The sequence below is a fragment of the Pseudomonas sp. GW456-12-10-14-LB2 genome, from assembly GCF_002884345.1.
In the GTDB taxonomy this organism is placed as follows: Bacteria; Pseudomonadota; Gammaproteobacteria; order Pseudomonadales; family Pseudomonadaceae; genus Aquipseudomonas; species Aquipseudomonas paraglycinae.
In genome coordinates this window covers 1-323 of record NZ_POHV01000103.1, presented here as the reverse complement: position 1 = coordinate 323, position 323 = coordinate 1, and the positions used below count along the sequence as shown (strand labels likewise).

The window sequence follows — 323 nt, the reverse complement described above, 5'->3', positions numbered from 1 at the left end:
CATCAGGGTTACCGCAACCGCTTCCAGGCCACCCCGTGGGACGTGCCGAACCGCCCGCCCCTGCGCCACCCGAAACCACGCATCCTCGGCAGCCAGAGCGCCGTGGTCACCGGCCCTAAAGGTGAAGAAATCCACTGCGACGAATACGGCCGCGTGAAAGTCCAGTTCCACTGGGATCGTGAAGGTCAGGCCGACGACAAGACCAGCTGCTGGCTGCGCGTGTCTTCCGCCTGGGCCGGCGCCCAATACGGCGGCATCGCCATCCCGCGCATCGGCATGGAAGTGCTGGTCACCTTCCTCGAAGGCGACCCCGACCAGCCGCT

1 protein-coding gene is annotated in these 323 nt (G+C 66.6%); it reads left to right on the top strand.

The window, feature by feature from the left end; genetic code table 11:
• Nucleotides 1-323, top strand: a 323-nt coding sequence (tssI, locus tag C1X29_RS28270) for a type VI secretion system tip protein TssI/VgrG (protein WP_146023292.1), incomplete at both ends; no start/stop codon positions are given.